The 24890-nt window shown below is 60.0% G+C and carries 28 protein-coding genes and 1 pseudogene; 9 read left to right on the top strand and 20 right to left on the bottom strand.

The features are described from left to right. Positions 1 to 64: 64 nt before the first annotated feature. From ACFORG_RS04195 to ACFORG_RS04185, 3 genes are all read right to left on the bottom strand, one after another. On the bottom strand, positions 65 to 454 hold the full coding sequence (locus tag ACFORG_RS04195) for a DUF3768 domain-containing protein (protein ID WP_386734133.1): 390 nt from the start codon (positions 452 to 454) through the stop codon (positions 65 to 67). Between the two features lie 70 nt (positions 455 to 524). Beyond that, a complete protein-coding gene (locus tag ACFORG_RS04190) occupies positions 525 to 1463 on the bottom strand; it encodes an ArdC family protein (RefSeq protein WP_386734132.1) in 939 nt (312 codons plus the stop codon). Positions 1464 to 1503: 40 nt separating this feature from the next. Then, positions 1504 to 1974, bottom strand: coding sequence for a hypothetical protein (locus tag ACFORG_RS04185; protein ID WP_386734131.1), 471 nt, complete (start codon positions 1972 to 1974; stop codon positions 1504 to 1506). 471 nt (positions 1975 to 2445) lie between these two features. Between ACFORG_RS04185 and ACFORG_RS04180 the strand changes: the two genes are divergently transcribed. Both ACFORG_RS04180 and ACFORG_RS04175 read left to right on the top strand, forming a co-directional pair. Continuing rightward, positions 2446 to 2796, top strand: a complete 351-nt coding sequence (locus ACFORG_RS04180; protein ID WP_027264271.1) for an MbcA/ParS/Xre antitoxin family protein — start codon at positions 2446 to 2448, stop codon at positions 2794 to 2796. Further along, positions 2796 to 3308, top strand: coding sequence for an RES family NAD+ phosphorylase (locus ACFORG_RS04175; protein WP_386734130.1), 513 nt, complete (start codon positions 2796 to 2798; stop codon positions 3306 to 3308). Before ACFORG_RS04180 ends, ACFORG_RS04175 begins: the two co-directional genes overlap by 1 nt. A gap of 62 nt (positions 3309 to 3370) precedes the next feature. On the opposite strand, the gene ACFORG_RS04170 is transcribed toward ACFORG_RS04175, so the two are convergent. From ACFORG_RS04170 to ACFORG_RS04145, 6 genes and pseudogenes are all read right to left on the bottom strand, one after another. Next, positions 3371 to 4465, bottom strand: coding sequence for a Fic family protein (locus ACFORG_RS04170; protein ID WP_386734129.1), 1095 nt, complete (start codon positions 4463 to 4465; stop codon positions 3371 to 3373). A gap of 144 nt (positions 4466 to 4609) precedes the next feature. Then, positions 4610 to 5926, bottom strand: a complete 1317-nt coding sequence (gene repC, locus ACFORG_RS04165) for a plasmid replication protein RepC (protein WP_386734197.1) — start codon at positions 5924 to 5926, stop codon at positions 4610 to 4612. Positions 5927 to 6177: 251 nt separating this feature from the next. Beyond that, positions 6178 to 7149, bottom strand: a complete 972-nt coding sequence (repB, locus tag ACFORG_RS04160) for a plasmid partitioning protein RepB (protein WP_386734128.1) — start codon at positions 7147 to 7149, stop codon at positions 6178 to 6180. A 2-nt stretch (positions 7150 to 7151) separates the two neighbouring features. Beyond that, a complete protein-coding gene (repA, locus tag ACFORG_RS04155) occupies positions 7152 to 8333 on the bottom strand; it encodes a plasmid partitioning protein RepA (protein ID WP_386734127.1) in 1182 nt (393 codons plus the stop codon). Between the two features lie 888 nt (positions 8334 to 9221). Beyond that, a complete protein-coding gene (locus tag ACFORG_RS04150; RefSeq protein ID WP_386734196.1) occupies positions 9222 to 10127 on the bottom strand; it encodes a recombinase family protein in 906 nt (301 codons plus the stop codon). Next, positions 10122 to 10720, bottom strand: a pseudogene (locus ACFORG_RS04145) (transposase); the annotation flags it as partial. The pseudogene ACFORG_RS04145 and the gene ACFORG_RS04150, both read right to left, overlap by 6 nt. A 270-nt stretch (positions 10721 to 10990) precedes the next feature. On the opposite strand from ACFORG_RS04145, the gene ACFORG_RS04140 reads away from it, so the two are divergent. After that, a complete protein-coding gene (locus ACFORG_RS04140; RefSeq protein ID WP_386734126.1) occupies positions 10991 to 11653 on the top strand; it encodes a L,D-transpeptidase in 663 nt (220 codons plus the stop codon). Positions 11654 to 11700: 47 nt separating this feature from the next. Here ACFORG_RS04140 and ACFORG_RS04135 read toward each other — a convergent pair whose 3' ends face one another. Further along, on the bottom strand, positions 11701 to 11985 hold the full coding sequence (locus ACFORG_RS04135; RefSeq protein ID WP_386734125.1) for a hypothetical protein: 285 nt from the start codon (positions 11983 to 11985) through the stop codon (positions 11701 to 11703). A 182-nt stretch (positions 11986 to 12167) separates the two neighbouring features. Here ACFORG_RS04135 and ACFORG_RS04130 point away from each other — a divergent pair, with 182 nt between their 5' ends. After that, positions 12168 to 14516 (top strand): heavy metal translocating P-type ATPase, encoded by a 2349-nt coding sequence (locus tag ACFORG_RS04130; protein ID WP_386734124.1) that lies wholly within the window; start codon positions 12168 to 12170, stop codon positions 14514 to 14516. Between the two features lie 63 nt (positions 14517 to 14579). Next, positions 14580 to 15092, top strand: a complete 513-nt coding sequence (locus tag ACFORG_RS04125; protein WP_018001713.1) for a L,D-transpeptidase family protein — start codon at positions 14580 to 14582, stop codon at positions 15090 to 15092. A gap of 9 nt (positions 15093 to 15101) precedes the next feature. On the opposite strand, the gene lnt is transcribed toward ACFORG_RS04125, so the two are convergent. From lnt to ACFORG_RS04075, 10 genes are read right to left on the bottom strand one after another with little or no spacing between them, the layout of a single operon-like run. Then, positions 15102 to 16679 carry an apolipoprotein N-acyltransferase gene (gene lnt, locus ACFORG_RS04120; RefSeq protein ID WP_386734123.1) on the bottom strand — a complete coding sequence of 526 codons (1578 nt, stop codon included), beginning with the start codon at positions 16677 to 16679 and terminating at the stop codon, positions 15102 to 15104. Further along, positions 16646 to 17104 carry a signal peptidase II gene (gene lspA, locus ACFORG_RS04115; protein WP_386734195.1) on the bottom strand — a complete coding sequence of 153 codons (459 nt, stop codon included), beginning with the start codon at positions 17102 to 17104 and terminating at the stop codon, positions 16646 to 16648. The genes lnt and lspA overlap by 34 nt, the downstream gene beginning before the upstream one ends. A 28-nt stretch (positions 17105 to 17132) precedes the next feature. After that, positions 17133 to 17915 (bottom strand): ZIP family metal transporter, encoded by a 783-nt coding sequence (locus ACFORG_RS04110; protein WP_038008344.1) that lies wholly within the window; start codon positions 17913 to 17915, stop codon positions 17133 to 17135. A 12-nt stretch (positions 17916 to 17927) separates the two neighbouring features. Continuing rightward, positions 17928 to 18383, bottom strand: a complete 456-nt coding sequence (locus ACFORG_RS04105) for a DUF411 domain-containing protein (protein ID WP_386734122.1) — start codon at positions 18381 to 18383, stop codon at positions 17928 to 17930. A 3-nt stretch (positions 18384 to 18386) separates the two neighbouring features. Further along, positions 18387 to 19760: a M23 family metallopeptidase gene (locus ACFORG_RS04100; RefSeq protein WP_386734121.1), complete on the bottom strand. Its 1374-nt coding sequence runs from the start codon at positions 19758 to 19760 to the stop codon at positions 18387 to 18389. Continuing rightward, a complete protein-coding gene (locus ACFORG_RS04095; RefSeq protein ID WP_386734120.1) occupies positions 19757 to 20383 on the bottom strand; it encodes an SCO family protein in 627 nt (208 codons plus the stop codon). Before ACFORG_RS04095 ends, ACFORG_RS04100 begins: the two co-directional genes overlap by 4 nt. Next, on the bottom strand, positions 20383 to 20850 hold the full coding sequence (locus tag ACFORG_RS04090; RefSeq protein ID WP_088716102.1) for a copper chaperone PCu(A)C: 468 nt from the start codon (positions 20848 to 20850) through the stop codon (positions 20383 to 20385). Before ACFORG_RS04090 ends, ACFORG_RS04095 begins: the two co-directional genes overlap by 1 nt. 23 nt (positions 20851 to 20873) lie before the next feature. Next, positions 20874 to 21533, bottom strand: coding sequence for a DsbA family protein (locus tag ACFORG_RS04085; protein WP_386734119.1), 660 nt, complete (start codon positions 21531 to 21533; stop codon positions 20874 to 20876). Further along, positions 21530 to 21952, bottom strand: a complete 423-nt coding sequence (locus tag ACFORG_RS04080; protein ID WP_386734118.1) for a disulfide bond formation protein B — start codon at positions 21950 to 21952, stop codon at positions 21530 to 21532. Before ACFORG_RS04080 ends, ACFORG_RS04085 begins: the two co-directional genes overlap by 4 nt. A gap of 5 nt (positions 21953 to 21957) precedes the next feature. Beyond that, entirely contained in the window at positions 21958 to 22560 is a 603-nt protein-coding gene (locus tag ACFORG_RS04075) for an SCO family protein (protein ID WP_386734117.1), read from the bottom strand. 171 nt (positions 22561 to 22731) lie between these two features. Here ACFORG_RS04075 and ACFORG_RS04070 point away from each other — a divergent pair, with 171 nt between their 5' ends. The 4 genes from ACFORG_RS04070 to ACFORG_RS04055 form a co-directional block, all read left to right on the top strand. Next, entirely contained in the window at positions 22732 to 23160 is a 429-nt protein-coding gene (locus tag ACFORG_RS04070) for a MerR family transcriptional regulator (RefSeq protein WP_013959865.1), read from the top strand. 103 nt (positions 23161 to 23263) lie between these two features. Then, positions 23264 to 23842, top strand: coding sequence for a cation transporter (locus ACFORG_RS04065; RefSeq protein WP_037941752.1), 579 nt, complete (start codon positions 23264 to 23266; stop codon positions 23840 to 23842). 95 nt (positions 23843 to 23937) lie between these two features. After that, the gene (locus ACFORG_RS04060; protein WP_386734194.1) at positions 23938 to 24693 is read left to right on the top strand and encodes a transglutaminase-like domain-containing protein; all 756 of its coding nucleotides are present in this window, start codon (positions 23938 to 23940) and stop codon (positions 24691 to 24693) included. After that, on the top strand, positions 24683 to 24890 hold a 208-nt coding region (locus ACFORG_RS04055; protein WP_386734116.1), incomplete at its 3' end, for a cation transporter. The genes ACFORG_RS04060 and ACFORG_RS04055, both read left to right, overlap by 11 nt.

Below are 24890 nucleotides of genomic sequence, written 5' to 3'. Positions count from 1 at the left end.
TCCCTTTGATGGGTCAGCGGGCCTTCATTTCTTGGGGTGTCAGGGGGAGGAGCCCCCTGCCCTTCTACCAGTCGCGCGCCAGCATGATGGTCAGCACGCGCATTGTGGTGGCAGGATTGTCAGGGGTCTCGGCCCCGAAGCGGAAATCGGAATCCGCTTCATACAGATCGATTTTCCAGAACACGGTCTCGCCGCGGATCTCGACCGCCCCGAAATCATGCCATCCTTCGGGATCGTTCTCGGGCTCGAAGGTCTCGAACATGCCCGTGGCCTTCACCGCCTCGGCCATGAAGCCGTCACCAGCCTCCATAATCGAGCGGGTGACATGCATGCGGCCCTGGATGGGCTGCTCAGGCGGCACCCCGAGGCAGGCGAGCTTGCGGAAAGCGTCATTCTGAGCGGCGATTACGGCGGGGTCTGGGCGGTCTGTCAGAGGCTGTGCTGCGTTGGTCATGGGTCTGTCCTTTGAGAAGTTTGAAACACCCTTCTCAAAGCCTGCTTTCCCTTTGCCGACACACATCCCCTCAAGCGGCCTGGTCGACCTCCCCTGCCCTGCCCGCCTCCGACCGTGCGATCAGGTAGTCGCAGGCGCGCTGCGCATCAGCGGCGTGCTTGAAGATGGCGCCCTTGTCCGAGCGCAGAACGCGCAGCCAATTGTAGAGATACGCCGCGTTCATCTCGAGCGTATGGGCCGTAAAGCCGAGCGTCTGGCCAAGGAACACCGAGGTCAGCTCGGCGACGATCTCTTCGCGGGCATAGGCCGTGTTGCCGAAGCGCGAGAGGCCGTAATCGCGGTTCAGCCGGTGCCGTGCCTTGGTGGCATGGGCCAGCTCATGGGCCCAGACCCCGTAGAAATTCCGCGGGTTCTCGAACCTGGAAATGGATGGCATGAACACCTTGTCTACAGGTGGCAGATAGTAGGCTTCCGTCCCCGTGAAGACGGTCGTGATGTCGATGGCGTCGAAAAACGCCTGCATATGCGGGATGGGCTCGGACGGCGGATGTTCGGGTGTCAGCTCCGGATCCGGGAAGAAGCTGTCGGGCAGACCCTCGATCTGGCAGGCATTGAACACGCGGTAGGATTTCTGGAAGCGGAAGATGCAGGATGCCTCGGAGCGGTCATCGCTCTCCTCTTGGTCTTCCTGGCCGCCTGCGTCTTTCCGGCTTTGACCGTAATAGACGACGACGGAGGACTTCTCGCCTTTACGCACCTTTGCATTCAAAGCATTGGCCTGCGGAAGCGTCATCCAGAAGGGCGAGCTATGGCCCGCCATTACCGTTCGCATGGTGAGCAGGAAGTTGTTAACGCCCTGGTACGGCTCTCCTCCAACGCGCAGAGGACGCGAGCTGCCACCTGCCGTCCAGGGTTTGCGCCACGGCAAAACGCCGCGCTCGATGATGCGGATGATTTCGTTTGTGATGACCTCGGAAGCATCGAACTTGGGCATGCGGGATCGGGCCATGGCTGGCCTCCTTTCGAGTATTGGTGAGAGGAATTGGTGATCAGATTGACTGACGGGACCGCGGATCGTTGGCGATCTTGGCACCGAGCTTTTCGACCATGTCGATGTAGGTGGTCAGCGAGACGCACCTGTCGGCACCCGAATGTTCAGGGTTGACCGATCCGTTCCGCGTCACCCGCGGCAGGTTCGCGAAGGCGATGACATCGGTGACGGGTCGAATATCGATGAAGGGTGTCCCTCGTGCGACCGCAAGAGCGGCCAAGGGAAAGCGCTCGATCGGCGCGAAACTCGACACGGTGGTCCAACCGAGATGGAGGAATGTGCCGCCCTCTCCGCAGATCACATGCGCGTTTGGCAATGACGCCGCCTGTCTGAGATGGCCGAGATCACGCAGGACGGTCTGGCGTTCGAGCCGCTGTGCCAGCACCGTCTGGCCAGTTCGGCGCAGCTCTCCATGCCGCCACCACGAGGCAGCGGTCGTGCGTAACACGCGCAAGACACCTATTTGCATGGGAATGCCCTTCGTCAGGAACGGCAGACCGGAACCCGGCCCGGACCCATCTGAGGGACCCCAAAGGCCCTCATCCGTCAGTCACAAAACCCGAAGAACACTTTCCCTTTTCACCAGCCAACTGGTCCGGGATAACTGGTAACTGCCGAGGGTCCGACACCACCGCGGATCCCAATGACTGCATGCAGTAAGTGCCGGTTCCGGTCCAAGATCGGCAAGCCACATCGGCAAGCCCGGCCCGACTGCCGCAGTCTTTGACGTATTATCAATAACTTATCTGACGTTCTCGATCGGCAAAAGCGCTCCAACGGCGACTTCTCAAGCCCAAAAATCAGGATTTGCCTCGTTCAGAGCAATGCAGCGTTACGGATTAGCATGGGAAAAGAAGTCACATTACCTCACCTCCTGGCAGCTTGAAATTCAGCGATGTTGCCGCTATATACCGTCAGTATCACTGTAGGAGCATAGATCATGCACATCACGAACTTTGCTGAAGCCGGGCAATTCGAACCGCGCAAGATCGCCGCGGTACTACGCACATCAGCAGAAGAGATCGCATTGACCGTTGGCTTGGGCAAGGACGCGCTGCAGAGGCGAGCCCGCATCGGTTCGGACAAGACGCAGCGCCGCCTGCGCGAATTGGTAGAGGTGCTGAACAAAGTCGAACCCCGCTTCGGCTCGGAACTGATGGCCTATGCATGGTACCGGTCAGAGCCCCTGCCCGGCTTTGATGGCCGAACAGCCATGCAGCTGGTTCAGGAAGGCAAAGCTCAGCAAGTTCTGGAATACATCGATGCGGTCGATGCGGGCGTCTTTGCCTGATGCCGCTGAAAGATGGACGCTACTCAGGGCCGCTCTACCGCGCCCTAAACCCGGTCTATGCGCGTGAACCTCTGTCCGGACGAGGCGCTGAACTCTATGGAGGGCGCTTTAACGCAAAGGGCACCCCTGCCCTCTACACCTCGCTGGATCCCGCGACCGCTCTTAGAGAAGCCAACCAGGTCGGCAGCCTGCAACCCACTATCCTGGTGTCCTACAAGGCTGACCTTGGGCCTATTTTCGATACCCGCGATCAGGACGGACTTGACCGGTATAACGCGACCGAGGCGATGCTTGCCGACCCAGCATGGCGCATGAAGATGCTCGATGGCCAACCTGTGCCGACACAGGATTTAGCACGCGCCCTCGTAGCAGATCGGTTTGCGGGGCTCCTGATCAAGAGTTTTGCGAAGGGCGCGTCGCCATCGGACTTCAACATTGTTTTGTGGGCCTGGACTGACAATACCGGTTCTTTGGAAGTGGTGGATGACGAAGAGAGGCTGTCACGTATGTGACGTGATTGGCTGACATGTTCACTGGGTGCACTTGTCGCGTACCGAACCTGTGAAAAGCCTCTCTACGTCGCCGTCAGAGAATAACTGGTGCTACGTCCACCAGCATCATCTTTCGCCAGGGTGCCCAAGTCGATGAGATCGAGAATGTCGCGATAGGCCGTATCCTGCGAACACTTCTCGATCTTCGCGTATTTCGACGTCGTAAGCTTTCCGTCGAACCCATCCAGCAGGCGGTTCAGCATGTCCCGCTGGCGGTCGTTCATGTTGGCCGTTCCATATTTCTCCCAGAACCGCGCCTTCCTGAACACGGCCTCAAGGATGATCTCGGCACCATCAAATGCGCGGTCTAGGCAGGCCAAGAACCAAACGAGCCACGCCGTGACATCAAGCCCCCCTTTCTGCGTCGACTCGAGCATGTTATAATAATCGCTCCGCTCCTGCCGAATTTGCGTTGACATGCTGTAGAACCGCTGCGCGCTGCCTTCCGATCTCGCCAAGGCCATGTCTGCGATCGCGCGCGCGATGCGGCCGTTGCCATCATCGAAGGGGTGGATGGTGACAATCCACAGATGGGCGATGGCGGCATGTATGACGGGATCTGTTTCCGGGTGCTGGTCAAACCATTTTAAAAACCGCGCCATCTCGGCTTCCAGCCGGTTGGCCGCAGGCCCCTCAAAATGCACGCGTTCGCGGCCATAGGGTCCTGACACAACCTCCATGGGACCATCACGCCAATTTCCCACTCTGATCCGGGTCATTCCGCTTCTCCCAGTCGGAAAGAGAGCTGCATGCCAGCCAAAAAGACGCTCCGCATCCAGTGGCTGGTCATATGCTTGGGTCGCGTCCAGCATCATCTCGACGACACCATCAACATGGCGATCGGACGGGATCAGTCCGCCAATATCGAGACCGAGCCGCTTCGCGATGGACGAGCGCACCTGATCCTTATCGAGCGACTCCCCCTCGATCTCGCTGCTTTTCACGACATCACTGGTCAGTGTCCTGAGCATCGCCTCGTTGCGAAGATCGAAGCCAAGACCCTCCATGCGCCCCAAGAGCTTGCCTTGGCGGTGACGGACCGCAGCAAGTTGTGACGACAGCTTAGCCTTATCCCAGGTAAACTGGGGCCAATCAGGGATTTCGTGAATGTAGGTCATATTTTACGCATTCCTTGCGGAGATTATACGGCATAATCTCCGCAAGACAACTGTAAACACCGCAGAGGGTGCGGAGATTAAGAGCGGCAATCTCCGCATGCTCGACCTGGAACTTCAAACGCGGCACACCTGCTTCCCTTCTCATTACGCCGCCTGTCCGCTCAACCGACCATAGAAACTGCGCTCGAGATGCAACTCCCCTGCCCCGGCTTTCTCGACCATACCCCGCAGATATCCCCCCGGAGACGCCACTTCGCCGGCGCAATGCTTGTCAAACGTGAGAACCAGCGCTGCTGTTGCGATTTGGGGCCCGAGACGGTCCTGAGCGAGGTTCCAAGCGTGCTCTGAGACGCCGATCATCGGCCTGAGCTGCCCGACAACCCGATGTAGATCGCCCCAATCCTTCAAATACCCGCCCATATTGCGTGCCCAGGACGCGAATTCAGGACAAGCCTGCATCACAGTCGGCAAATCAAGCGCCGCACCACGTTTTTTACGTGTTTCAGCCACCCAGTCTTCGAGCTCCCTATCCACCTTCTCTTCCGGTGGCGCATTTGGCACCACGGCCGCCGCTTGCTCAGTTTCTGAGCGATTACAGGTTACAGGATTAAGTTGGGTTGTAATTAGTATATGAGGTTCAGAAATGACCTCCCTGGGGTCCATTTCTTGAGTCTTCTGAAGCGCTTGTTCGGTGGCTTCAGGCATGTTTTCCACAACCTCATCCGCACGAACCGCCTTGAGATAGGCTGCCTCGACGCGCTCCTGGAGTTCCCTGAACCATTCCAGAAGCCGCACAAGCGTCCCAGAGGCCGTGTTCCGGCGTGGCAGGCGGCCCAAGAGATCCTCAAATAGACCTGTGAGCTGCGTCCAAGGACCTCTCAGAGCACGGCTGAGGGCCGCTTCGATCCTCGCGCGGATCATTCGGCGCGCAACTGTGATCTGGCGCTTCAGGCGCTGGCAGAGTTCACGTTCAGCCTGTAGTTCGGCATGGAGATGCTCAAACTCTTCGGCGCGAGCCGACAGCGGCGACAAATCAAAGCCGTAAGCCTCGAGGATACGACCGTCAGCGTCCCTGTGGCCCCATCGCTTGCCATTTGGACTATCCTTGAAGGCAATCACGCCGATCTCGGCCAGACGCCTGGCATGGCGCTTGAGCGCCGAGAGCGAGAAGCCTGTTTGCTCCATCAGATAAGAGTTGGACGCCCAGACAATCGGACGCTGTCCCTCTTCCCAATCCTGGGCTTGTGTGAAGGCCCCAAGCGTGTCGAGAAGCAGCATGTCGCCAGCCTTGAGGCCTATATGCGCACCAACGCGTTTCACGGCGACAAAGGCCTGTGACTTGGGCACGGTTGATCCTTCACCAGCTTTTGCGTGCTGTTCAGCAACCGCCAGTCCGGCCGTCGCTTTGCGCCACCCCGAGGGTTGGTTGGTATTAGACAAACCTCCACCCTTCTGAGGCATGTCTGTCCCAGTCGCTCCATGCGGAGCCTCATTGAATTCTGTCATCTCTTAGCTAGGCACAGAAAACCTGTTCGCCCGAAGACGTTTTTCGTTGTTTAGCGATTCGCGGGCTGCTAAGATTGTAGTGTCAAAACAAATCGCGCCTTGTGCGCAGCAGCCCTCGGGACTTCGGTTTCGAGGGTTTTTCTTTTGTGCCGTCCTCCTTTCTGCTCAGTGCCTCCGTCTTGGCGGTTAACAGTTGTTAACCGCCGCTATCCTTCGTTGTTCTCTGATCGGAAGCGATCGAAGGAATCTTGTATGAGCTGGTCTAGATTCTGATCCAGCCAATTCGCGAATCTTGTGTTCTCCCCTACCCGCTTAACGGTTACTGAGAGTCCCGATTTCCCACTCTTGATCTGCACACCAGGAACGGGCGAGCGCTGTTCAACTGATCGCTCTTGCTTTCCTCGCTTGCCAATTTCCTTGATGACGAGTTCCAGCCGCCCGTCGGAATCAAGATCGCCAGATTGACCAAGCACATCCAATACACGCTCCTCCGAGAGTTGCTCCTTCTCGAACGCTGTTGCGAGGGTCGTCCATTTGGGGCGCCCTGCCCCTGGGGCCGCGCCGATTGCCTCTCCGACCGCTACCGGCACAAGCCGGTTGATACGTTCAAGCTGCGAGAGAGTGTTCTTGCTGATCGCCAAAGCTTGGCATGCTTCCGCACGGGAGTATCCCTGCTCCAAGATCGCATGTGCGAACCGAACACGTTCATAGTAGCTCAGCTCCGCACGCCCTGCATTCTCGAGCCCCTTCGCCATTAGAGCATCGGTATCGTCGAGTGTGCGGATCAGAGCCCGCACCGGCATCCCTAAATGGCGACAGGCAAGTATGCGTCGCTGGCCATAGATGACTTCAAAATGGCCGTCACGATCCTTTGATGGTCGCAATAGCACTGGAACTTGCTGTCCAGACTCAGCAATGCTGGCCGCAAGATCTTGAATAGATGCATTTGCCGCGTCACTGTTAACAGCTGTTAACTCGATATCCAGCCGATCCTTTGGACCCCAGGCAAGGATCAAGTTAGTGTCGATTTCCTGAATGCCCCCGAGGCCGGCGCGGACAGAACCAATTGTCCCCTTGGGCAAGGTCCGATGGGCTCTGTCGGACGCACCCTCCTTTGACGCCTCACTTGCTGCTGTGATCGCAGCCATGATACCAGTTTTATTCTTCCCCATTGCCATGACTACCGCCCCCATGCCTGTTGAAGCATCCCTGCGATCTCCGCACCTACAGCATCCATGCTGTTCTTCGCCCGATCGTAGGTCGACCGCGTCATCTCGGATCGTGCAACCTCGTAGATCGACATCTTGAGCATCGACGCGTCGCCAATGGCCGTACTGCGCAGTCCGGTCGCTCCTACGACACGATCCTGGAAGAGGGCCCGCATCAGGCTCACGATCTGCTGACTCGGAATATCGCTCGGATCGTCCCGAGTGATGAGAAAAGAGAAAAAATCATGATCGAGCTTGACGCCTGTGTCCTCGATCACCCCAAGATAGGCAGATGTCATCTCGACAAACTGCTGTGTAGAGGCAAGGTCGAGCATGCTCGGCGTCATCGGCACGATAACGGAGGTCGCGGCATAAAGACCGGTCAGAGTCAAAAAACCCAGAGCAGGCGGGCTGTCGATCACAACTACATCGTAGTCACTCTCAACGGACTGGATCGCTAGACTGAGCTTCTCAAAGAACGCGACACCTCGCCCCGCATTGACCGCTGTTTCAGTCTCAAATTCGCTCAGCACAAGGCGGGCAGGGGCCAAATGCAAGCCAGGGAAATAGGTTTCCACGACAGCTTCTGACATCGGCACAGGATCGTCATAACGCAGCGCGTCGTAGATTGACGCTCCTTCAAACTCCAATTCAGTTTGAATCCCGCAAAAGCCCGTGAGGCTCCCTTGTGGGTCCAAGTCAATCGCCAGCACGCGGTAGCCACTCAAAGCAAGGTAGTGACACAGATGGATCGCAGAGGTGGACTTCGCAGATCCACCTTTGAAGTTCATCAGCTGAATGACCTGCAGCTTGTCACCTTTGCGACGCCCAGGAAGGTATTTTCCCGGCTTTCGAGAGCTTGCCTCGAGAAAATGGCGCGCTTGCAGGATCTCGTTCCCGGAATAAAAGCGTCGTCCATTCTTGATGACTGCCGGCTCAGGCAACGACCCATCGCTATGGCACTTGCGCAAGAATTGACCGGTCACGCCAAGTAGGTCAGCAGTCTCTGTTGCGCTGAATAGTCTCAGATTCTTCCGCTGATCGGGCGCGTAGGCCTGTTGAAGATGCGTCGTGAGCGCCGTGTGTAGACGCGCGGCCATCTGGCTTGTAAGCTCGGATTGGGACGCCGCTTCGATGGGTGCCGTCTGAAACATAGTTGCAATTTCTCTGCTCGAACGCGCTTATTTGCGCAACTTGACTCTAGTGGCCGTGATTCACCCTGTTAAGTCAAGGATTTTATCCACAAATTGTGCTGTCGGACCAAAGCGCTACTAGGGAAGCCACGTACCCTCCCGAGTTAACAGCTGTTAACAGCACGCACAAACTTGCGGTTCACGAGCCAATCTGGCGCAGACTAGTTGTCGCAAGCGCCTCGCTTCACCACAGCGGCGGCTCATGCCGGAACAGCCAACGAACCGACAGACATACGGCAAATAACCGACCGAACTGGATCGATACTCAAAACTACATTGATACCTGGGTGCCGAGCCCAAACGATCAGACCAAACGCGCTGCATGAGTAAAGATGGTCAACGCCCTGTCGGCTGTCGGATCCAAGATCGCCAGCCGGGTAGGGGGCATCCTTGTTGCCTGCGTCGTGGGAACAGTATCCGAGACGAGGCACAGCGTTTCCGCGACGAATTCAACTACACCTCACCGACCCGCGACACCCATCCTGTTTAGAAGATGCGCCTGGAATGTTCGATGGCAGATGCCTTCCGAAGGTCCAAATCCAGGAACCCTCGTCGCAAATACTAGGGCAGGGACCTCTATCATCGTGTCGGTCCTCGCTAAGTCGACTTTCAGCTAATGGAGACAATTGGAAACCGCCGGTAGCGCACTGTAGCTCAACTCGACGCCTCCTCACGTTCATGCGCGACTGAGGCTTTGTGTCTGGCTCACTGATCGCCGCGTGTCAGCCTTGAGGAGCCGAGAATTGCACGACGGATTGAGCGTGAAACTTCGGTTGCGCGTCGTGAACTCATTCACACGCCCGCAAAGTGCGCTGCAACGCTGCAATCGTTACATGGCGTGGAAGATTCTCAAGATTGTTGTTGATGCGCGGACTTTAGCAACCCCAGCCTTTCAGCGCGCTCCAGCAGCATTTTGACCGAAGACGGCTGCCAGTTGGCACGACCTCGAGGGGTCCGTTCGCGCATCGATTCCAGCCGGTCGCAGATCGCCTGCAGCGTGATTTCGGGGTTCGCGCCTTTGATCGCCGCGACGATGGCCGGCAGGCGGTCATCGGTTTCACGCCGTCCGGCGCGGCCAAGCACTTCATCGGGCAGAAACCCGTCGCGCACACATGCCCTCACAGCGCGGAGCAGGCGGCTTTGTGTCCAATGACGATCATGGGGCAGGGGGCCATTGATAATCCGGAGCAGGTCTTCCCAGGCCATATCCGGCCGCAAACGGCGCACATGGGGCACCCAATCCTGCGCGGTCTCGTTGAGGCGCTCCATGTAGCCGTCCTGTCGCGCCAGCCGCACCTTGCGCAGCGCGGCGGGGTCCTTGGCGCGAAGTCCTGGGTTGCCTCCGACGCGGCCCTTTGAGCGTGCCGACGCAAGCCCGGCCTTGGTGCGCTCACGGATCAGGGCACGCTCGAACTCGGCCGCGGCGCCAAGAACCTGCAATGTGAACTTGCCCTGCGGGGAAGCGGTGTCGATAGGGTCCTGCAGGGAGCGGAAGAAAGCTCCCTTGGCCTCCAGACGTTCGATCACCTCCAGCAAGTGCGACAGAGACCGCGCAAGACGGTCGATCCGCACAACGACTAGCGTATCGCCGCTCTGGACGCGTTCGAGCACGCGCGCCAGCACCGGTCGCGCGCGATTGCCGCCGGAGGCATGCTCTTCGAAGATTTCGGCGCAACCCGCAGATTGGAGGGCCTCAGACTGGGGCAGGGGGGTCTGATCCTCAGTGGAAACTCGGGCGTAGCCTATCAAGGGCATGAAATCGGGCCGTTTGCAATTTGAAGTACTACTAATAAACGACCGTTTGCGGATGGTTAACCCTTCTTCGCGGTAGAGACGGTAGAGCTTCTTTCAGTTCACCTCCCAGCCCTTGCGCTTCAGCAACATGTGCAGGCGGCGATACCCGAACCGCCGCCGCTCGGACGCCAGTTGCTTCAACCTGGCGCGCAGCTCTGCGTCTTCGGGCCGCTTCGGCCTGCGCCGGTATGCCCGCGGGTCGATTCCCACCAGTGCGCAGGCCCGCCGCTGCGAATAGCTCTTCTCTGTCATGGCCCAGTCCACCGCTTTCCTCCGTGAGCCGGGCCTCAGAAGTTTTTTCCGAGCATCTCTTTCAGCGTGGCCACGTCCATCATCTGCTCGGCCAGCATCTTCTTGAGCTTCGCGTTCTCGGCCTCGAGCGCCTTCAGCCGCTTGGCATCGGCGACCTCCATGCCGCCGTACTTCCGTCGCCAGTTGTAGAAGGTCGTATCGCTGATCCCGTGCTTGCGGCAGAGATCGGGCGCGCCAATGCCCGCCTGGTGCTCCTTAAGGATGCCAATGATCTGCGCTTCGCTGAAACGGCTTCTCTTCATCGTCTGTCTCCTCGTTCGGAGAACAGGCTAACCTCAAACCGGGGACATTTCAGGGGAGCAGGTCAGTGCGCCTTGCACAGTGTTTGTGCGCTACGCACTCAGAGTGTTTCGGACTTAGTCAGGCATATAGCCATTGATGGATCGGAAGGATCGTGCGTGCGTTCACGAAGATTTGCCCTTGAACCTCTAGCCACTAGAAGTTCTATCTAATCAACGAGAATGTATATCGTTCTTGCCGTTGATCGCCGGTGGGAACCGAAAGGGTACGACATGCTGACAAGACGACACTTCATTCAAACGACAACAGCGCTATTTTCTGCGACTGTTGCTACCCCTGTGTTTGCCGATAGCTGGCCCACCGAGGCACAGAAGGCTGAATGGGACGCGCAAGTCAGCCCGCCCGGCTTCGATCCGGCCACGTCAAACCCTTGGGGACTACACCCGCGCTTCTTGCCTCAGCGTGTGGTCGCTAAGGAAGGTCTCGTGACAGGAGACATCCATGTCGATGCGGTTGCGCGATATCTCTACCACATTGAGGAGGGTGGGACCGCGATGCGCTACGGCGTGGCGATCGCGCGGGGCAACCTCTACGAGCCGGGTGTTTATAGCATCAAGCGCAAGGTCAGGTGGCCACATTGGACACCGACGCAGAGCATGATCGAGCGGGATCCCGAAAACGCAAGATGGGCCGACGGGATGGAGCCCGGCCCTCAAAACGCCTTGGGATCGCGGGCGCTCTATCTCTATGTCGGAGATCGCGACACCTATCTTCGGATACACGGCACACCATATCCGAGAAGCATCGGCGGTCGTGCGAGTTCGGGTTGCGTGCGGATGGTTATGGCACACATAAACGAACTATATCCGAACGTCGAGATTGGATCGACAGCACATCTTTATTCGGCTGAGGACAGTGTTACTGCGAGAAGTTGAATGAGGCAATTTGCTTTGAACGAAATGATGTGACCTGCGGGTCGTCGTCACACTTCCCGCGCGACGCAGATCGGATTGCCGTTCGCCGTGCGCAGCGGCAGCAGGGTCGTTTCAACGGGGCCGCTGTGTTCGTACCAGTAGCACCCGTCTTCCGGTACCAAGCGCGCGGTTGCAACATCCTGATCCGGGGCAGCCAATGCAATCACAGCTTCGGGAACGTTGCCCCGCTGGTCTGCCGCGTCGCCCGGCCCAGTCGGCTGGACTGCGCACCCGGCCGTAAGCGACAACGCCACTGCGACCATAATTTTTTGCTTCAGCATCAAAACCCGCATCAAGCTTCCTTTCGTGACCGTTTTTCTTTGCAGCGGCTGTTCATGCTTAAAGGCGTGATAGAGCCGGTCACCGCATCCTCTAGCAATAAAACAGACTGAAATACCACCGTATTTTGCTCTTGAAGCTCTAGCTACTGTAGGGGCTATGCCATGGCGAAGCACCCGAATCCAGAGGTCCGTTCATGCCGTCCGACACCCACCGTCACGATCACGCCGAAGATACCCAGACAAGCAGCGGCAGCTGCTGCGGCAGCGCCGGATCGTGCGGCGACATCGCGCCGACGAAACCCGCGCCAGCTGGTGGGCGCAGTTTTCAGGTGTCCGGCCTCGATTGCGCCGAGGAGGTAGCAATCCTGAACAAGGTGGTCGGCCCGAAGATCGGCGGGGCCGAGCATCTCGCGTTCGACGTGATCAATGGGCGGATGACTATTCTCGACAGCGCCAAGAGTTTATCGGACGGCGAAATTGCAGAACTGGTCGCAAGCACCGGCATGACCGCCAAGCCTTGGGATGCCGAGAACGCGTCGGTCGACCAGGCGGCCCATCTTGCAAGACAGCGGCTGTTTACGGCGCTCAGTGGAGGCTTCTGGGCCGCGGGATTTCTGTGGCACATCATCGAGACCGGCATGGGCGGGGCGCTCGGCCTCTTCGCGGGTCACGGCGAAGCGCCGATGCCACTGGTCGAGGCAGGGCTATTCGCGGTTGCGATCCTGTTCGGTGTCTGGCTCGTGGCACCCAAGGCATGGTCGTCCGCTCGGCGGCTGTCGCCCGACATGAACCTGCTCATGGTGGTCGCCGTGGCCGGTGCCATCGGGCTTGGCGAATTTTTCGAGGCGGCGACAGTCGCGTTCTTCTTTTCGCTCTCGCTCTACCTCGAAAGCTGGAGCGTCGGGCGTGCGAGGAATGCGGTTTCAGCTCTGCTCGACCTCGCGCCGCCGACGGCAAGAGTTCTTCATGATGACGGCTCGGAAGCGGACGTTCCGGCTTCTGCGGTTGCTATCAACGCACGTTTCATCGTGCGCGGCGGAGACCGCATCCCATTGGATGGTGAGGTTGTCGATGGGGCAGGGGCCGTCGATCAGGCGCCGATCACCGGAGAGAGTGCGCTGGTCCCAAAGGAACGGGGCGACGAAGTCTATGCCGGTACGATCAACGGCGAAGGCACACTGACGGTGCGCGCCACGAAGGCCGCCTCGGACACCGTGTTGGCCAAGATTATCCGCATGGTCGGCGACGCCCATGCCCGCCGCGCGCCGGTGGAGCAGTGGGTGGCGAAATTCGCCCGCATCTATACGCCTATCGTCATGGCTCTCGCCATTGCAATTGCCCTGCTGCCGCCGCTCATTTTCGGGGGGGCCTGGGATTATTGGTTCTACAATGCACTCGTGCTGCTGGTGATCGCTTGCCCATGCGCTCTGGTCATCTCGACACCGGTCTCCATCGTCGCTGCACTCACCGCCTCAGCGCGGGCCGGGGTGCTGATCAAGGGCGGTGCATATGTTGAGGCACCGGGCAAGACCACTGCACTGGCCATGGACAAGACCGGCACGATCACCATGGGCGAGCCCGAGGTGGCGGCGGTGCATCCGCTGGGCAAAGCATCGGCGCAAGATCTGATGACCCTCGCCGCTGGACTGGAGGCACGTTCCTCGCATCCCTTGGCGCGCGCCATTCTCGCGCGGGCAGAAGCCGACGGCATCAAGGTGTCCGCCGCGGAAGATACCCGAACCGTTCCCGGTAGGGGACTTGAAGGACGCACTGACGGCCGGTCGATCTGGCTGGGGTCGGACCGGTTTGCCGAGGAGAAGGGTTTCGGCGACGCTATTCCGAAGGACTTGCGCGACCGCATCGAAGGGGCTGGCAGCACCCTTGTTGCCGTGGGCGACGACACCGGCGTGACCGGCATCCTGGAATTGCGCGACCGTATCCGCCCCGACGCCAAGGGCATCGTGGCACAGCTCCACGCGCAAGGCGTGAAGACCATCGTCATGCTGACCGGTGATAACGAGCGGACAGCGCGCGCTGTTGCAGCCGAGGTCGGCATCGACGAGGTCCGTGCCGAGCTTCTGCCCGAAGACAAGGTTACTGCCATCGAAGAACTGGTCGAAACGCATGACATGGTGGCCATGATCGGCGACGGGGTCAACGACGCCCCGGCCATGGCGCGCGCGCATTACGCCATCGCAATGGGTGCCGTTGGTTCGGACGCGGCAATCGAGACGGCGGATATAGCCCTGATGACCGACGATCTCGGCAAGGTGCCTTGGCTGATCGGTCATTCGCGCCGGACAATGTCGATCATTCATCAGAACATCGGTATTTCCTTGGCGACCAAGGGCGTTTTCGTTGTCGCTACCGCGTTCGGACTGGCATCGATGTGGGGCGCGATTGCAGCCGACGTAGGAGTGTCATTGCTGGTGGTGGCCAATGCCCTGCGCCTGCTGAACAGCCAAGAGGCCAAGGCGCCGCCGTCCGGCGGTGAGCAGGTTGGCCCACAGATGGCAAAGGCCGCGCTTGCCCACGGACATTGATCACGCAACATTTGCAAGGTAACGTAATGTCCATAACAGACCTCACGAAAGAGGCATCGAGCAGTGAAAACCATCCGATTTCCCCGCCGCGCCGTCCTGTTGGGCGGGCTGGTAGCGTTTCTGTCCGGGTGTGCCAGCAAGTTCCGCAGCTATGACGGACCCGAAGTCACCCGTGTTCGGCTTTACAAGGGACAGCGCTTGCTTGTTCTCGACGGAGCCGATCGCGTCTTGCAAACCTATCCGGTCGGGCTGGGTTTCGCTCCTGAGGGTCACAAACAATTCGAGGGGGATGGCCGGACTCCGGAAGGAGTTTACACAATCGACAGGCGAAACCCCAACAGCACCTACCATCTTTCGATTGGCATCTCTTATCCGAACGAGGCCGACATCGCCTTTGCCGAAGCGCAGGGCCTTTCCCCCGGCGGCGACATCTTCATCCATGGTGGCCCACGCCCCGGCATCGACCCGACAAATGTCCGCGACTGGACAGCTGGCTGCATCGCGGTCACGGATCGGGAGATCGAGGACATCTATGCAATGGTGAAGGACGGGACACCTATCCACATCTTTGCATGACGGTCTATCTCATGCGGCGGTAGTGAGCTGTCGCATTGGCGCCATTGCCCAGCTCCACGAAGCCAAGATGAGCGCCAACAGCATCCAGTCCCCGAAGCTCGCGTAGAGTGTCGGCGGTCGCGCGGAGGGCAGGCTAGCGTCGATGATGCCCGTTTCGCCGGTATCGAGCCGCGCAACGATCTCTCCGCTCGCGTCGATGACCGCAGAGATGCCCGTATTCGCGGCTCGGATGACTGGAAGGCCTTCCTCTACGGCGCGCATACGTGCGGAAGCCAGATGCTGCTCGGGTCCGATGCTGGTGCCAAACCAGGCATCGTTTGTCGCGTTGAAAATCCAGTCCGGCCGGAACAGGTCGTCGACCACATGCCCTGGGAAGATGATCTCATAGCAGATCGCCACGGCGACCAGCGGCACACCCGGAAGCGCAAGCGTTCTCGGGCCCGGTCCGGGCGTAAAATCGCCCAGACCCGCCGTGAGCCGCTCGATGGGCAACCAGCCGCGGAATGGCACATATTCGCCGAAGGGCACGAGATGGTGTTTCGCGTATCCGGTCAGGATCTCGCCGGTCTCGTCAAATGCCTGGACCGTGTTGAAATATCGGGTGCCATCCTCACTCGGTACACGGTCCGGCACACCGGTAAGCAGCACCCTGCCGTCTGGTAGCGCTGCGGCAATGCGGGCCCGTGCCTCCGTATCCTCATCGAGGAAACCCGGAAAGGCGGTTTCCGGCCAGAGAAGAACGTCGAAATCGCCGGGCTGGGTTGAAAGCTCAAGATAACGCGCGAAGGTTGCCTCGCGGTTCTCGGGCGCCCATTTCTCCTCTTGGGGAACGTTGCCCTGGACGATGCGCAGCTCCACACCGGGTGGCTGTTCTGTATCCGACTGGAGGCGAAGTGTGCCGACGGCCCACATCGTCGCGATGCCGGCCAGCGCCATGAGCGAGATGGTCAGTCGTTGCCGCCCGGACGCCATGACAGCCGCGACGGGAAGTGCCGCGACGAACACGGTGAGAAAGCTTAGCCCATAGCTTCCGACCCAGGCGGCGGGCTGGCGCAAAGCGGCGTAATCGACCAGAGCGTAGCTGGCGAGGATCCACGGAAAACCTGTCAGAACGTGACCACGCAACCACTCGGCCACGGTCCAGAAGGTCGCGAACAGGAGGCAGGCCAGGAGATTGCCCAGGGCTCCGCGCCGCGCGATTTCGGCGAAGAGCGCTGCGGCAATGGCCGGGAAAATTGCGAGACCTGCGGACAATCCCGCGACGGCCGGGATCGCCATCGCCCCGAACCGCTCGCCCTCGACGTAGAAACTCTCAGCAATCCACGAAATCCCGAAACCGAACTGGCCAAGACCAAACGCCCAGCCGACGAGGAAAGCGCGCCCGAAGGAGAGATCGCGAAGACCGACAAACAACGCGGAATAGGCAACGGGAACAAGCAGGAGAAGCGAGAAAGGCGGGAAAGTCAGAACGGTCAGCGCCCCGGCGACGAAACCAAGCGTCATCCGCGAAAGCAAACGGTGGAGCAGTGCTATGCGGTTCAGAATTTCCGGCTTCACGATTTGATCGGACGCCGCACGCTGATCCATGGCGCAGCGAGCAAGAGCCCCACGCCACTGACGACAAATACATCCGCCATGTTGAAGGCAGGCCAATGTGTTGTGCCAATATAGAAATCGAGAAAGTCTGTTACGGCCCGATACCGCACACGATCGATGACATTGCCCAGGGCTCCGCCAATGATCGCACCGTAGGCAAGCGTTTCCACCGCATTGTCGGCGCGAAACAGCATAACCCCCAGCCAAACACAGATGGCAAGAGCGAGAGCGATGAGGCTCCACCACGGCGCGCCGCCCAACATCCCGAAAGTCACGCCGTCATTACGATAAAAGACGAGGTTGAATCCCGGAAACACGGGAATTCCGGCGCTTAATGTGACGGCATTCGCAACGACAATGGCTTTGGTGATCTGATCGATCGCGAACGCAGCAAGTGCTGCGAAGACGCCGATCATCGGAGATACCTTGTTTAGTGACATTGCCTCATCCCAACCAGACATCAAGGAACAGCATTAGAACGAGCCCGACTGCGAGACCGAGCGTCGCCCTGTTCTGATGGCCGCTGCGATGGGTTTCGGGGATGATTTCGTGGCTGATGACGTAGAGCATTGCGCCCGCGGCAAAGGCCAGACCCCATGGAAGCAGCGGTTCCGACAGTGTGATGATGCCGGCCCCGAGCAAACCGCCAATCGGCTCGACCATGCCCGTCAGCGCCGCGATGCCCCAGGCGCGCAGCTTCGGATATCCCTCGCCCAGCAGAGATACTGCGACGGCCAATCCTTCGGGCGCATTCTGAAGCCCGATGCCGATGGCGAGCGGCAGACCGCCCTCCATACCTCCGGATCCGAAGCCGACCCCCACGGCAAGGCCTTCGGGGAAGTTGTGGATCGTGATCGCAATGATGAACAACCAGACCCGCCGCAAAGACGCCGCTTCGGGCCCTTCGCGTCCCGTCTTGAAGTGCTCGTGCGGCAGCTTTTCGTTCATCAGGGCGACAGCCCCCATGCCCAGAAGAATCGAAACGCATACGATGGCCGCAGGCATCGCGCCGTTTTCGAACATCGGCTCCGCCGCATCCAATGCCGGGATGATCAGCGAAAAGAAAGAAGCGGCGAGCATCACACCGGCAGCGAAGCCGAGCGACAGATCGCGTGTGGCCCGAGACGGGATGCGCCCGAACAGCACGGGAACTGCTCCGACTGCTGTGAGCGATCCGGCGGCAAGACTTCCGAGAAAGCCGAGCATTATCGGAGACAGATTTTCCATGGGCGGGCCAGATTATCCTTCGGCGTAGCTCGAAAAGACTTCCGTCGACCCGTCCTTGCGGATGAGGAAGACATCATAGGCCTCGCGGTCGTCTTCTGGCCCCATGCCGGGCGAGCCATAGGGCATCCCCGGAACAGCGAGGCCGACGGCGTCCGGGCGCTCCTCGAGAAGGCGGCGGATGTCAGCGGCCGGTACATGGCCCTCGATCACGTAGCCGTCAATGAGCGCGGTGTGGCAGGAGACCATGCGCTGCGGCACGCCGTTGTCTAGCTTGAAGCGCACGAGAAGCCCGCCGAACATGTCCCGGCCGGTCGGCACAAACCCGTTCTCTTCGAGATGTTTCATCCACGAGAGGCAGCAGCCGCATCCGTTGGTCTTGCGGACGTCGATCGCCGTTGCCTCTGCGAGGGCCTGGGCCGCTGGGAACAGGGCGAGCGTGATGGCAAGAGCTTGGGTCATGCGTTTCATGGGTCAGAGCCTTTCGGTTGTCGTTTTGGCAATCTCGCTGCCGAGGTTTTCATTCAGAAGCGCCCGCGCCTCGGCCAGACGCGAGAGCGCGGCGGTATCATCCGCATCGCTCTCGGCCGCTTCGGCGAGCCGGTCGTCAGAGAGGGGGTCAGTCGGGCGCCCATCCACGAGCACCTCATAGTGCAGGTTCGGACCTGTCGCCGTGCCAGTCGCGCCGACGCGGCCGATCACGTCTCCCGCCGCAACGCGTTGGCCTTGTGCCAAGTCTTCCGGCACGGCGCTCAGATGCGCGTAGCGCGTCATGGTGTCGGAGCCGTGCAAGATTTCGACCACGCGACCATATCCGCCGCGCCGGCCGATGAAATTGACCCGCCCCGGTGCCGTCGCTTGAACCGGTGTCCCACGTGCCGCTGCAAAATCGACGCCGGTGTGCATCCGGACGTTGCCAAAGACCGGATGCGTGCGGCGCCCGAACACCGAGCTGAGGCGCGCACCCTCGACCGGCTGTGCGAAGACGCGCAGCACCTCGCCATCGACGTAGATCGTCGCCTGACCGCTGCCGTCGTCAGGCCATACGATCTCGTAGAGCGAACCGCCGATGTCCAGTGCGGCGAAGGCGAGTTCGGGCTGTCCGATCCTGTCCTCGCCGACCCGCGCCTCACGCCAGAGAAGCCTTAGTGTTTCGCCGCCGGCCATCTCGCGGCGGAAATCCACGGTCCCACCCAGCATCTGCGCAAGGTCCACGGAAAAACGGGCGGGTATGCCGGCTTCGTCGAGTGCCGCGAAGATCGAGCTGTCGATCACGGCTTCGCCGGCAAGGGTTACGATCTCCGGATCCGGAGCCACGACCTGTGTGGACAACTGCTCGCCGAAAACCACCTCGATCCGAACCCCGTCCTCGACGGCGAGTGAGACGGTGCGGGGGCTGCCGTCCATGGTCGAAGCAACAGTGACCGAGTGCCCCGGCCGCAGCCGTCGCAGATCGTATTCCGCGCCAAGCGCGAGGGCAACTTCGGCTCTGTCAGGTGCCGCAAGACCAGCTTCAGACAGCAAGAAATCGAGCGTCTCGCCAGGTGCTATGTTGCGCGACCATGTCGACAGGGGTGGCTCGATCGCCTGCACGGGCCTGTCGGCAAATGCGACCTGCAGAAGGGGCAGGGGGCCGAGGTCGGGTGCATCTTCTGCCCATGCCGTCGCGGGCAGCGTCACGAGGATGTCAACGTTTTGGGGAGCTTCAGGACCTTGGGGCATCCATTTACCTGCCGAGGCAAGTTCCGGCGGCACGGGTTCTTTCGACACGAAATCAGAGAGGGCGATAGCCGCTCCCGAAACCATCCCCGCAATTGCGACACAAGCCGCCATAGTTCTGAGCCTCATGTCGCCCCCTCCGTTTCTTCTTCCAGCGCGCGGCGAATTTTCGGCACCGCGAATTCTCTGGGTTCGTGATAGTCGATCATGGTGACGAACCGCCCAGAGGCTGCGAACAGGAAGACGCTCGCGCTGTGGTTCATCGTGTAATCGCCGCTCTCCGTCGGCAACCTTTCGTAGGTGGCGTGGAAGCCGTCCGCGACGCGCGCTATCTGCTCCTCCGGCCCCGTCCAGCCGCGAATCGCCGGATGGAAGTAGCCGACATATTCGGCCATCGTTTCGACAGTGTCGCGCTCGGGATCGACCGTGATGAAAACCACGTTCATCTCGTCGGCCTCGTCTCCCAGATCGTCGAGCCATCCCGAAATGTCCGAGAGCGTGGTCGGGCAGACATCGGGACAGTAGGTGAAGCCGAAGAACGCCATCGTCGGTCGCCCGATCAGGGTTTCCGGCCCGACCGCGTTGCCCTCATGATCTGTCAGACGGAAATCCATTTCGGTCAGGGCCACAGGCCGCTGCCCGACAGGTTCGGGTCCACCGGGTCCATCGACCTGCCACCAACCGACGAAGAGCATCAGGGCGACCGCCCCGACACCAGCCGCGCCGTACCCCAGGATCGCCCGTCGCCGCATCAGTCCTCTGGCCCCCGCGCGGCGATGCCGAGGATCGGCACCTCGACCGTCACTTCGCCTCCGTCGTCGAAAAGCAGGGTCAGCGGAAAGGTGTCCCCTTCCGTCATCGGTTCTTGTAGCCGCATCAGCATTGCGTGCAGGCCCCCCGGTTCGAGCGCGACGCTCTCGCCCGGGGCGATCGCGATCTCCCCCGCCGGGCTCATGGAACTCACACCCTCGGCATTTGTCTTCGTCTCGTGAATTTCGGGCATCATCGCGAGCGGAGTTGTAAGGCCGATCAGTGTCACTGGCTCGTCGCCAGTGTTGCGGATCGTCATGTAAGCGGCCCCGGGACGGTTCATCCCGATGGAGGCGCGGGACCACGCGTTCTCGACGACCACATCCTCGGGTCCGGCCAGCGCGGGCACCGAGAGCCCTCCGAGGGTCAAAAGCGCCGCCAGTGTGCTGGTCAAAATATACTTTTTCATCGTTCTGATCCTGCCCTTTCCATTCAGCTTTGCGCGGCAGCGACTTCGGCAGCCACCAGACGACGCAATTCTGCCTCTCCGAATGGATCGAGCGTCTTGCCGTTCACGAAGAATGTGGGCGTCTGGCGAATTCCCACGGTCTCGACGTCGGCACGATCCTGATTCAGGATTGCCACGACATCGGGTGCCAGCATTTGCGTGCGCGCGGCCTCGGCATCGAGTCCGGCCGTGGCTGCGATCTGAAGGATCAGGCCAGGCGCCGGGGCACCGTGCGACGCCCATCTCGGCTGTTCCCGCAGAACGGCCTCAAGCACCGGCACGTAAACGTCCTGCATGCGCGCCGCTTCGAGGACGCGGATCGCTTCCTCGGATGCCGCGCCGTGGAAGGGCGTGTAGCGGATCACGACGCGGACAGCATCCCCATGCTCGGCCATGATTTCCTTCACGATGGGATGAAAGGCGCGACAGGCCTCGCAGGCCGGATCGAAGAATTCGACGATCGTAACGGGCGCTTCCGCAGGCCCGAGGATGGGCGAGTAGGGGCGGATCATCGCGTCCGCGAGTTCCGGCGCAACAGGCTCCGCTTCGGCCACCGGGCCGGGGCGGGTTGCAAACCAGGTGGCTCCGCCGAAACCGGCGACGCCGACGGCGAGAACGGACAGGATCAGGCCGCGTCGGTTCATGTTCGTGTGTCCTTCAATGAAAGGGCCGACAGCGCCCCGATCAGCGCGAAGGCGGCGAGCGCCATCAGCGGGATCGGGATGCCGAAGACCAGTTGGTTGTCATCGGTGCAAGAGGGGCCGGTGGCCGTGCAGGGCTGGATGCGTTCGGGAACAAGACCGACGTACAGCCCCATGTGCCAGAGGGCGATTGCGCCGCCGCCAAGCGCCAATGCGATGCCGTAGCGCCCCACACGGTCGTCCCGCCACCAAAGGCCGAGCCCGAGGACAATGGCCAAGGGGAACATGAAGGCGCGCTGGAACCAGCACAGCACACAGGGCGTCTGCCCCAGCACCTCGCCGATGAAAAGCACGGCAAGCGAGGCGACGAGCGCGATGATCCACGCCAGCCCGAGGGCTGTTTCTCCGGACATACGGTTCATGTCGGTCAGATCCTCTCTTCCAGATCGGCGAGGATCTCTTCGGCGGAGGTGCCGTAGGGCCACGAGTCGGCGAAGCCCGCGTCGGGATCGAAGAGGAACAGATGCGACGTGTGGCCCATCGTGTAACCATCCGGCGCCGCAGCCTCTTCGACGCGTTCGAAGAAGATCGGAAAGGTCTCGGATGTGGCGGCGATCTGTTCCGGCGTGCCGGTCAGCCCGATGATGCCCGCATCGAACAGCGGAACGTATTCGGCGAGTGCTGCGGGCGTGTCTCGTTCAGGGTCGATTGTTATGAAAATCGGCTGGACCTTGGCGGCATCGTCGCCCAGACCGTCCATCACCGCCGCGACCTCGGATAGGGTCGTCGGGCAGACGTCGGGGCAGTTGGTAAAGCCGAAAAAAACCAGCATCCAGCGCCCCGCAAAGTCCTCCTCGGTTCGAACCATACCCTGGTGGTCCGTCAGTTCGAACTCAGCGAAAAAAGGCGGTTCGGCGTCGGTTCGGGCGCTATCGGCACGATAATCGGACCATAGCAAAAGCCATACGAAGGCAAGCGCTGCCACGCCTGCCAAAACCCAAAGAAACTTCTGTGCCGATGTAAGGGACAATCCTGTTCGCTTGATTTTGATTCCTATTGCCTGTGCGGATACATCCTCTAGCTGCTAGAGGTTCAAGCACGAAATCATGGTATAGCTTGAACTCACGCGTCTGTGAATCCGACACTTGTTTATTCCGACGGCAAAACCTACACAAACTGTATCTTTTTCATGGAGGCGAAAATGCTCACGATCGGTACTCTGTCAAAGAAGACTGGCACAAAAGTGCAGACCATCCGGTACTACGAACAGATCGGACTCATGCCCGAACCTGGCAGGACCGAAGGCGGACAGAGGCGCTACGACAATGCACAGCTTGATCGACTGTCCTTCATCCGCCACTCGCGACAACTCGGTTTCTCGCTCGATGCGATCCGCGAGCTGCTCGACCTCAGCGACCATCCCAACCGGCCCTGCGACGAGGCAGATGCCATCGCGCGTCGCCAGCTCAAACAGGTGGAGCAGCGCATGGCCCGCCTGAAGGCGCTGCGCACGGAACTGAAACGCATGGTTCACGAATGCAGCGGCGGGCGGACGGGAGATTGCAAGGTGCTTGAGGTGTTGCGGGACCATTCGGAATGCTTGACCGAGCACGAGGAAATCGGGGCCTGAAGGAATTCAGCCAACATTCCGGCTGGAACGCAGATCAGCCGCAGAAGTTAATGTGTCGTACAACACAAGCTGGAACCACAAAATGGCCGCTAGACAAGATTCAATGGAGAGACGGACGCTTTGGATCGTTCTGGCGCTCAACATCGGTTTGGCCGTGGCCTTTTTCGCAACAGGCGCCTTCGGCGACTCAAGTGCCCTGATCGCCAACGGGCTCGATAACCTTTCCGACAGCTTCGTCTACGCGATCAGCCTTTTCGCTTTGTCCCGATCCGACAAATGGAAACGCGGGGCGGCGAACGTTTCCGGTGGGCTGCTGATCCTGTTCGCTGCAGGCATCCTCTACGATGCGTGGCGCCGCTACATCGGTGGGTCAGATCCGCTCGGAACGATCATGATCGCCATGGCCCTGATTGCGGCGGCCATCAATGCAGTCTGCGTCTGGCTGCTCGCTAAGCTCAAAGATCCGGACGTCAACATCCGCGCGGCCAACACCTTCAGTTACAACGATTTCGCCGCGAACCTCGGGATCGTCGTGGCCGGTGGCCTCGTCGCCTGGCTAGGAACCAACTGGCCGGACCTCGTCGTCGGCGTGATTGTCGCCGGAATCGCGGCCTGGGGCGGTATCGATATTCTACGCGACGCACACGGCGAACACCACAAAGCGGTTCACACGGGCAAATAGTTGCGGGAGATTCTTTCTGAAGAAAGGGTTGAAGCTATAGTGACTATAGCAATTAGGTTTGTTCCAAGACGATTCGAGGAGCGACTCCGTTGCAGATGACCGACCCCCTACTTGCACCCACCAAACTACTGGATTTTGATGCCGCGCCTCTTGCGCATCTAATTGAGACCCGCTGCTGGCGCGGCTTATCCGAATACGATCGGATCGGAGCTGCCTATGATTTCGTTCGGAATGAAATCGCGTTCGGATACAATCGAGCTGACGACATCCCCGCATCCGAAGTGCTTTCCGACGGCTACGGGCAGTGCAATACCAAAGGCACGCTCTTGATGGCGCTGCTGCGTGGTGTCGGCATTCGTTGCCGGTTGCATGGGTTTACGATCCATAAAGGCTTGCAGCGCGGTGTTGTCCCTGAGCTGGTGTATCCGCTTGCTCCGCAGGAAATTCTCCACTCATGGGTCGAGATCGAATTTCAAGGTGCCTGGATCAACCTTGAAGGCTTCATCCTGGATGACGCTTTCCTCAAAGTCCTGCAAACGTCTTTCTCGGACACGGACAGTCTCTGCGGTTATGGCGCGGGCAAGGATTGCCTTGGCGCGCCTCCCGTCGCCTGGAACGGAGAAGATACCTACATTCAGAAAACCGGCATCGTGCAGGATTTCGGCGTGTTTGATACGCCGGACGCCTTCTATTTTTCCCATGAGCAATCCTTTGGATGGCTGCGTGGTGCCCTTTACCGTCATATCATACGCCACTGGATGAATGCGCGCGTTCGTGGTTTCCGCAGCGACCGCCTCAAGACTGACCGACGCGCGACACACGCGCATGAGGAGCCTGCAAATGCCACATGACCACGGGCACGCGCATATCGATCCGGATTCTGGCGATCGGCGGGTTGCCATCGCGATCTGGGCGAACGGGCTTCTTACCGTTGCGCAAATCGTCGGGGGCATATTGTCGGGCAGCCTGGCACTGATCGCCGATGCGCTGCACAACTTTTCCGATATGGCTTCGCTTGTCATTGCCTTTGCCGCGCGCAAGATCGCGC

This window comes from Lutimaribacter marinistellae (genome assembly GCF_042648365.1).
Classification (GTDB): Bacteria; Pseudomonadota; Alphaproteobacteria; order Rhodobacterales; family Rhodobacteraceae; genus Lutimaribacter_A; species Lutimaribacter_A marinistellae.
The sequence above is the reverse complement of the archived record's forward strand: the minus strand, read 5'-3'. Positions and strand labels throughout refer to the sequence as shown.

Excerpts from the sequence above, each read along its gene's own strand:
- ACFORG_RS04195 (WP_386734133.1), bottom strand. The coding sequence starts at position 454 with ATGACCAACGCAGCACAGCCTCTGACAGACCGCCCAGACCCCGCCGTA.
- ACFORG_RS04190 (WP_386734132.1), bottom strand. The coding sequence starts at position 1,463 with ATGGCCCGATCCCGCATGCCCAAGTTCGATGCTTCCGAGGTCATCACA.
- ACFORG_RS04185 (WP_386734131.1), bottom strand. The coding sequence starts at position 1,974 with ATGCAAATAGGTGTCTTGCGCGTGTTACGCACGACCGCTGCCTCGTGG.
- ACFORG_RS04180 (WP_027264271.1), top strand. The coding sequence starts at position 2,446 with ATGCACATCACGAACTTTGCTGAAGCCGGGCAATTCGAACCGCGCAAG.
- ACFORG_RS04175 (WP_386734130.1), top strand. The coding sequence starts at position 2,796 with ATGCCGCTGAAAGATGGACGCTACTCAGGGCCGCTCTACCGCGCCCTA.
- ACFORG_RS04170 (WP_386734129.1), bottom strand. The coding sequence starts at position 4,465 with ATGACCTACATTCACGAAATCCCTGATTGGCCCCAGTTTACCTGGGAT.
- repC (WP_386734197.1), bottom strand. The coding sequence starts at position 5,926 with ATGCCTCAGAAGGGTGGAGGTTTGTCTAATACCAACCAACCCTCGGGG.
- repB (WP_386734128.1), bottom strand. The coding sequence starts at position 7,149 with ATGGCAATGGGGAAGAATAAAACTGGTATCATGGCTGCGATCACAGCA.
- repA (WP_386734127.1), bottom strand. The coding sequence starts at position 8,333 with ATGTTTCAGACGGCACCCATCGAAGCGGCGTCCCAATCCGAGCTTACA.
- ACFORG_RS04150 (WP_386734196.1), bottom strand. The coding sequence starts at position 10,127 with ATGCCCTTGATAGGCTACGCCCGAGTTTCCACTGAGGATCAGACCCCC.
- ACFORG_RS04140 (WP_386734126.1), top strand. The coding sequence starts at position 10,991 with ATGCTGACAAGACGACACTTCATTCAAACGACAACAGCGCTATTTTCT.
- ACFORG_RS04135 (WP_386734125.1), bottom strand. The coding sequence starts at position 11,985 with ATGCGGGTTTTGATGCTGAAGCAAAAAATTATGGTCGCAGTGGCGTTG.
- ACFORG_RS04130 (WP_386734124.1), top strand. The coding sequence starts at position 12,168 with ATGCCGTCCGACACCCACCGTCACGATCACGCCGAAGATACCCAGACA.
- lnt (WP_386734123.1), bottom strand. The coding sequence starts at position 16,679 with ATGGATCAGCGTGCGGCGTCCGATCAAATCGTGAAGCCGGAAATTCTG.
- lspA (WP_386734195.1), bottom strand. The coding sequence starts at position 17,104 with ATGATCGGCGTCTTCGCAGCACTTGCTGCGTTCGCGATCGATCAGATC.
- ACFORG_RS04110 (WP_038008344.1), bottom strand. The coding sequence starts at position 17,915 with ATGGAAAATCTGTCTCCGATAATGCTCGGCTTTCTCGGAAGTCTTGCC.
- ACFORG_RS04105 (WP_386734122.1), bottom strand. The coding sequence starts at position 18,383 with ATGAAACGCATGACCCAAGCTCTTGCCATCACGCTCGCCCTGTTCCCA.
- ACFORG_RS04100 (WP_386734121.1), bottom strand. The coding sequence starts at position 19,760 with ATGAGGCTCAGAACTATGGCGGCTTGTGTCGCAATTGCGGGGATGGTT.
- ACFORG_RS04095 (WP_386734120.1), bottom strand. The coding sequence starts at position 20,383 with ATGCGGCGACGGGCGATCCTGGGGTACGGCGCGGCTGGTGTCGGGGCG.
- ACFORG_RS04090 (WP_088716102.1), bottom strand. The coding sequence starts at position 20,850 with ATGAAAAAGTATATTTTGACCAGCACACTGGCGGCGCTTTTGACCCTC.
- ACFORG_RS04085 (WP_386734119.1), bottom strand. The coding sequence starts at position 21,533 with ATGAACCGACGCGGCCTGATCCTGTCCGTTCTCGCCGTCGGCGTCGCC.
- ACFORG_RS04080 (WP_386734118.1), bottom strand. The coding sequence starts at position 21,952 with ATGAACCGTATGTCCGGAGAAACAGCCCTCGGGCTGGCGTGGATCATC.
- ACFORG_RS04070 (WP_013959865.1), top strand. The coding sequence starts at position 22,732 with ATGCTCACGATCGGTACTCTGTCAAAGAAGACTGGCACAAAAGTGCAG.
- ACFORG_RS04065 (WP_037941752.1), top strand. The coding sequence starts at position 23,264 with ATGGAGAGACGGACGCTTTGGATCGTTCTGGCGCTCAACATCGGTTTG.
- ACFORG_RS04060 (WP_386734194.1), top strand. The coding sequence starts at position 23,938 with ATGACCGACCCCCTACTTGCACCCACCAAACTACTGGATTTTGATGCC.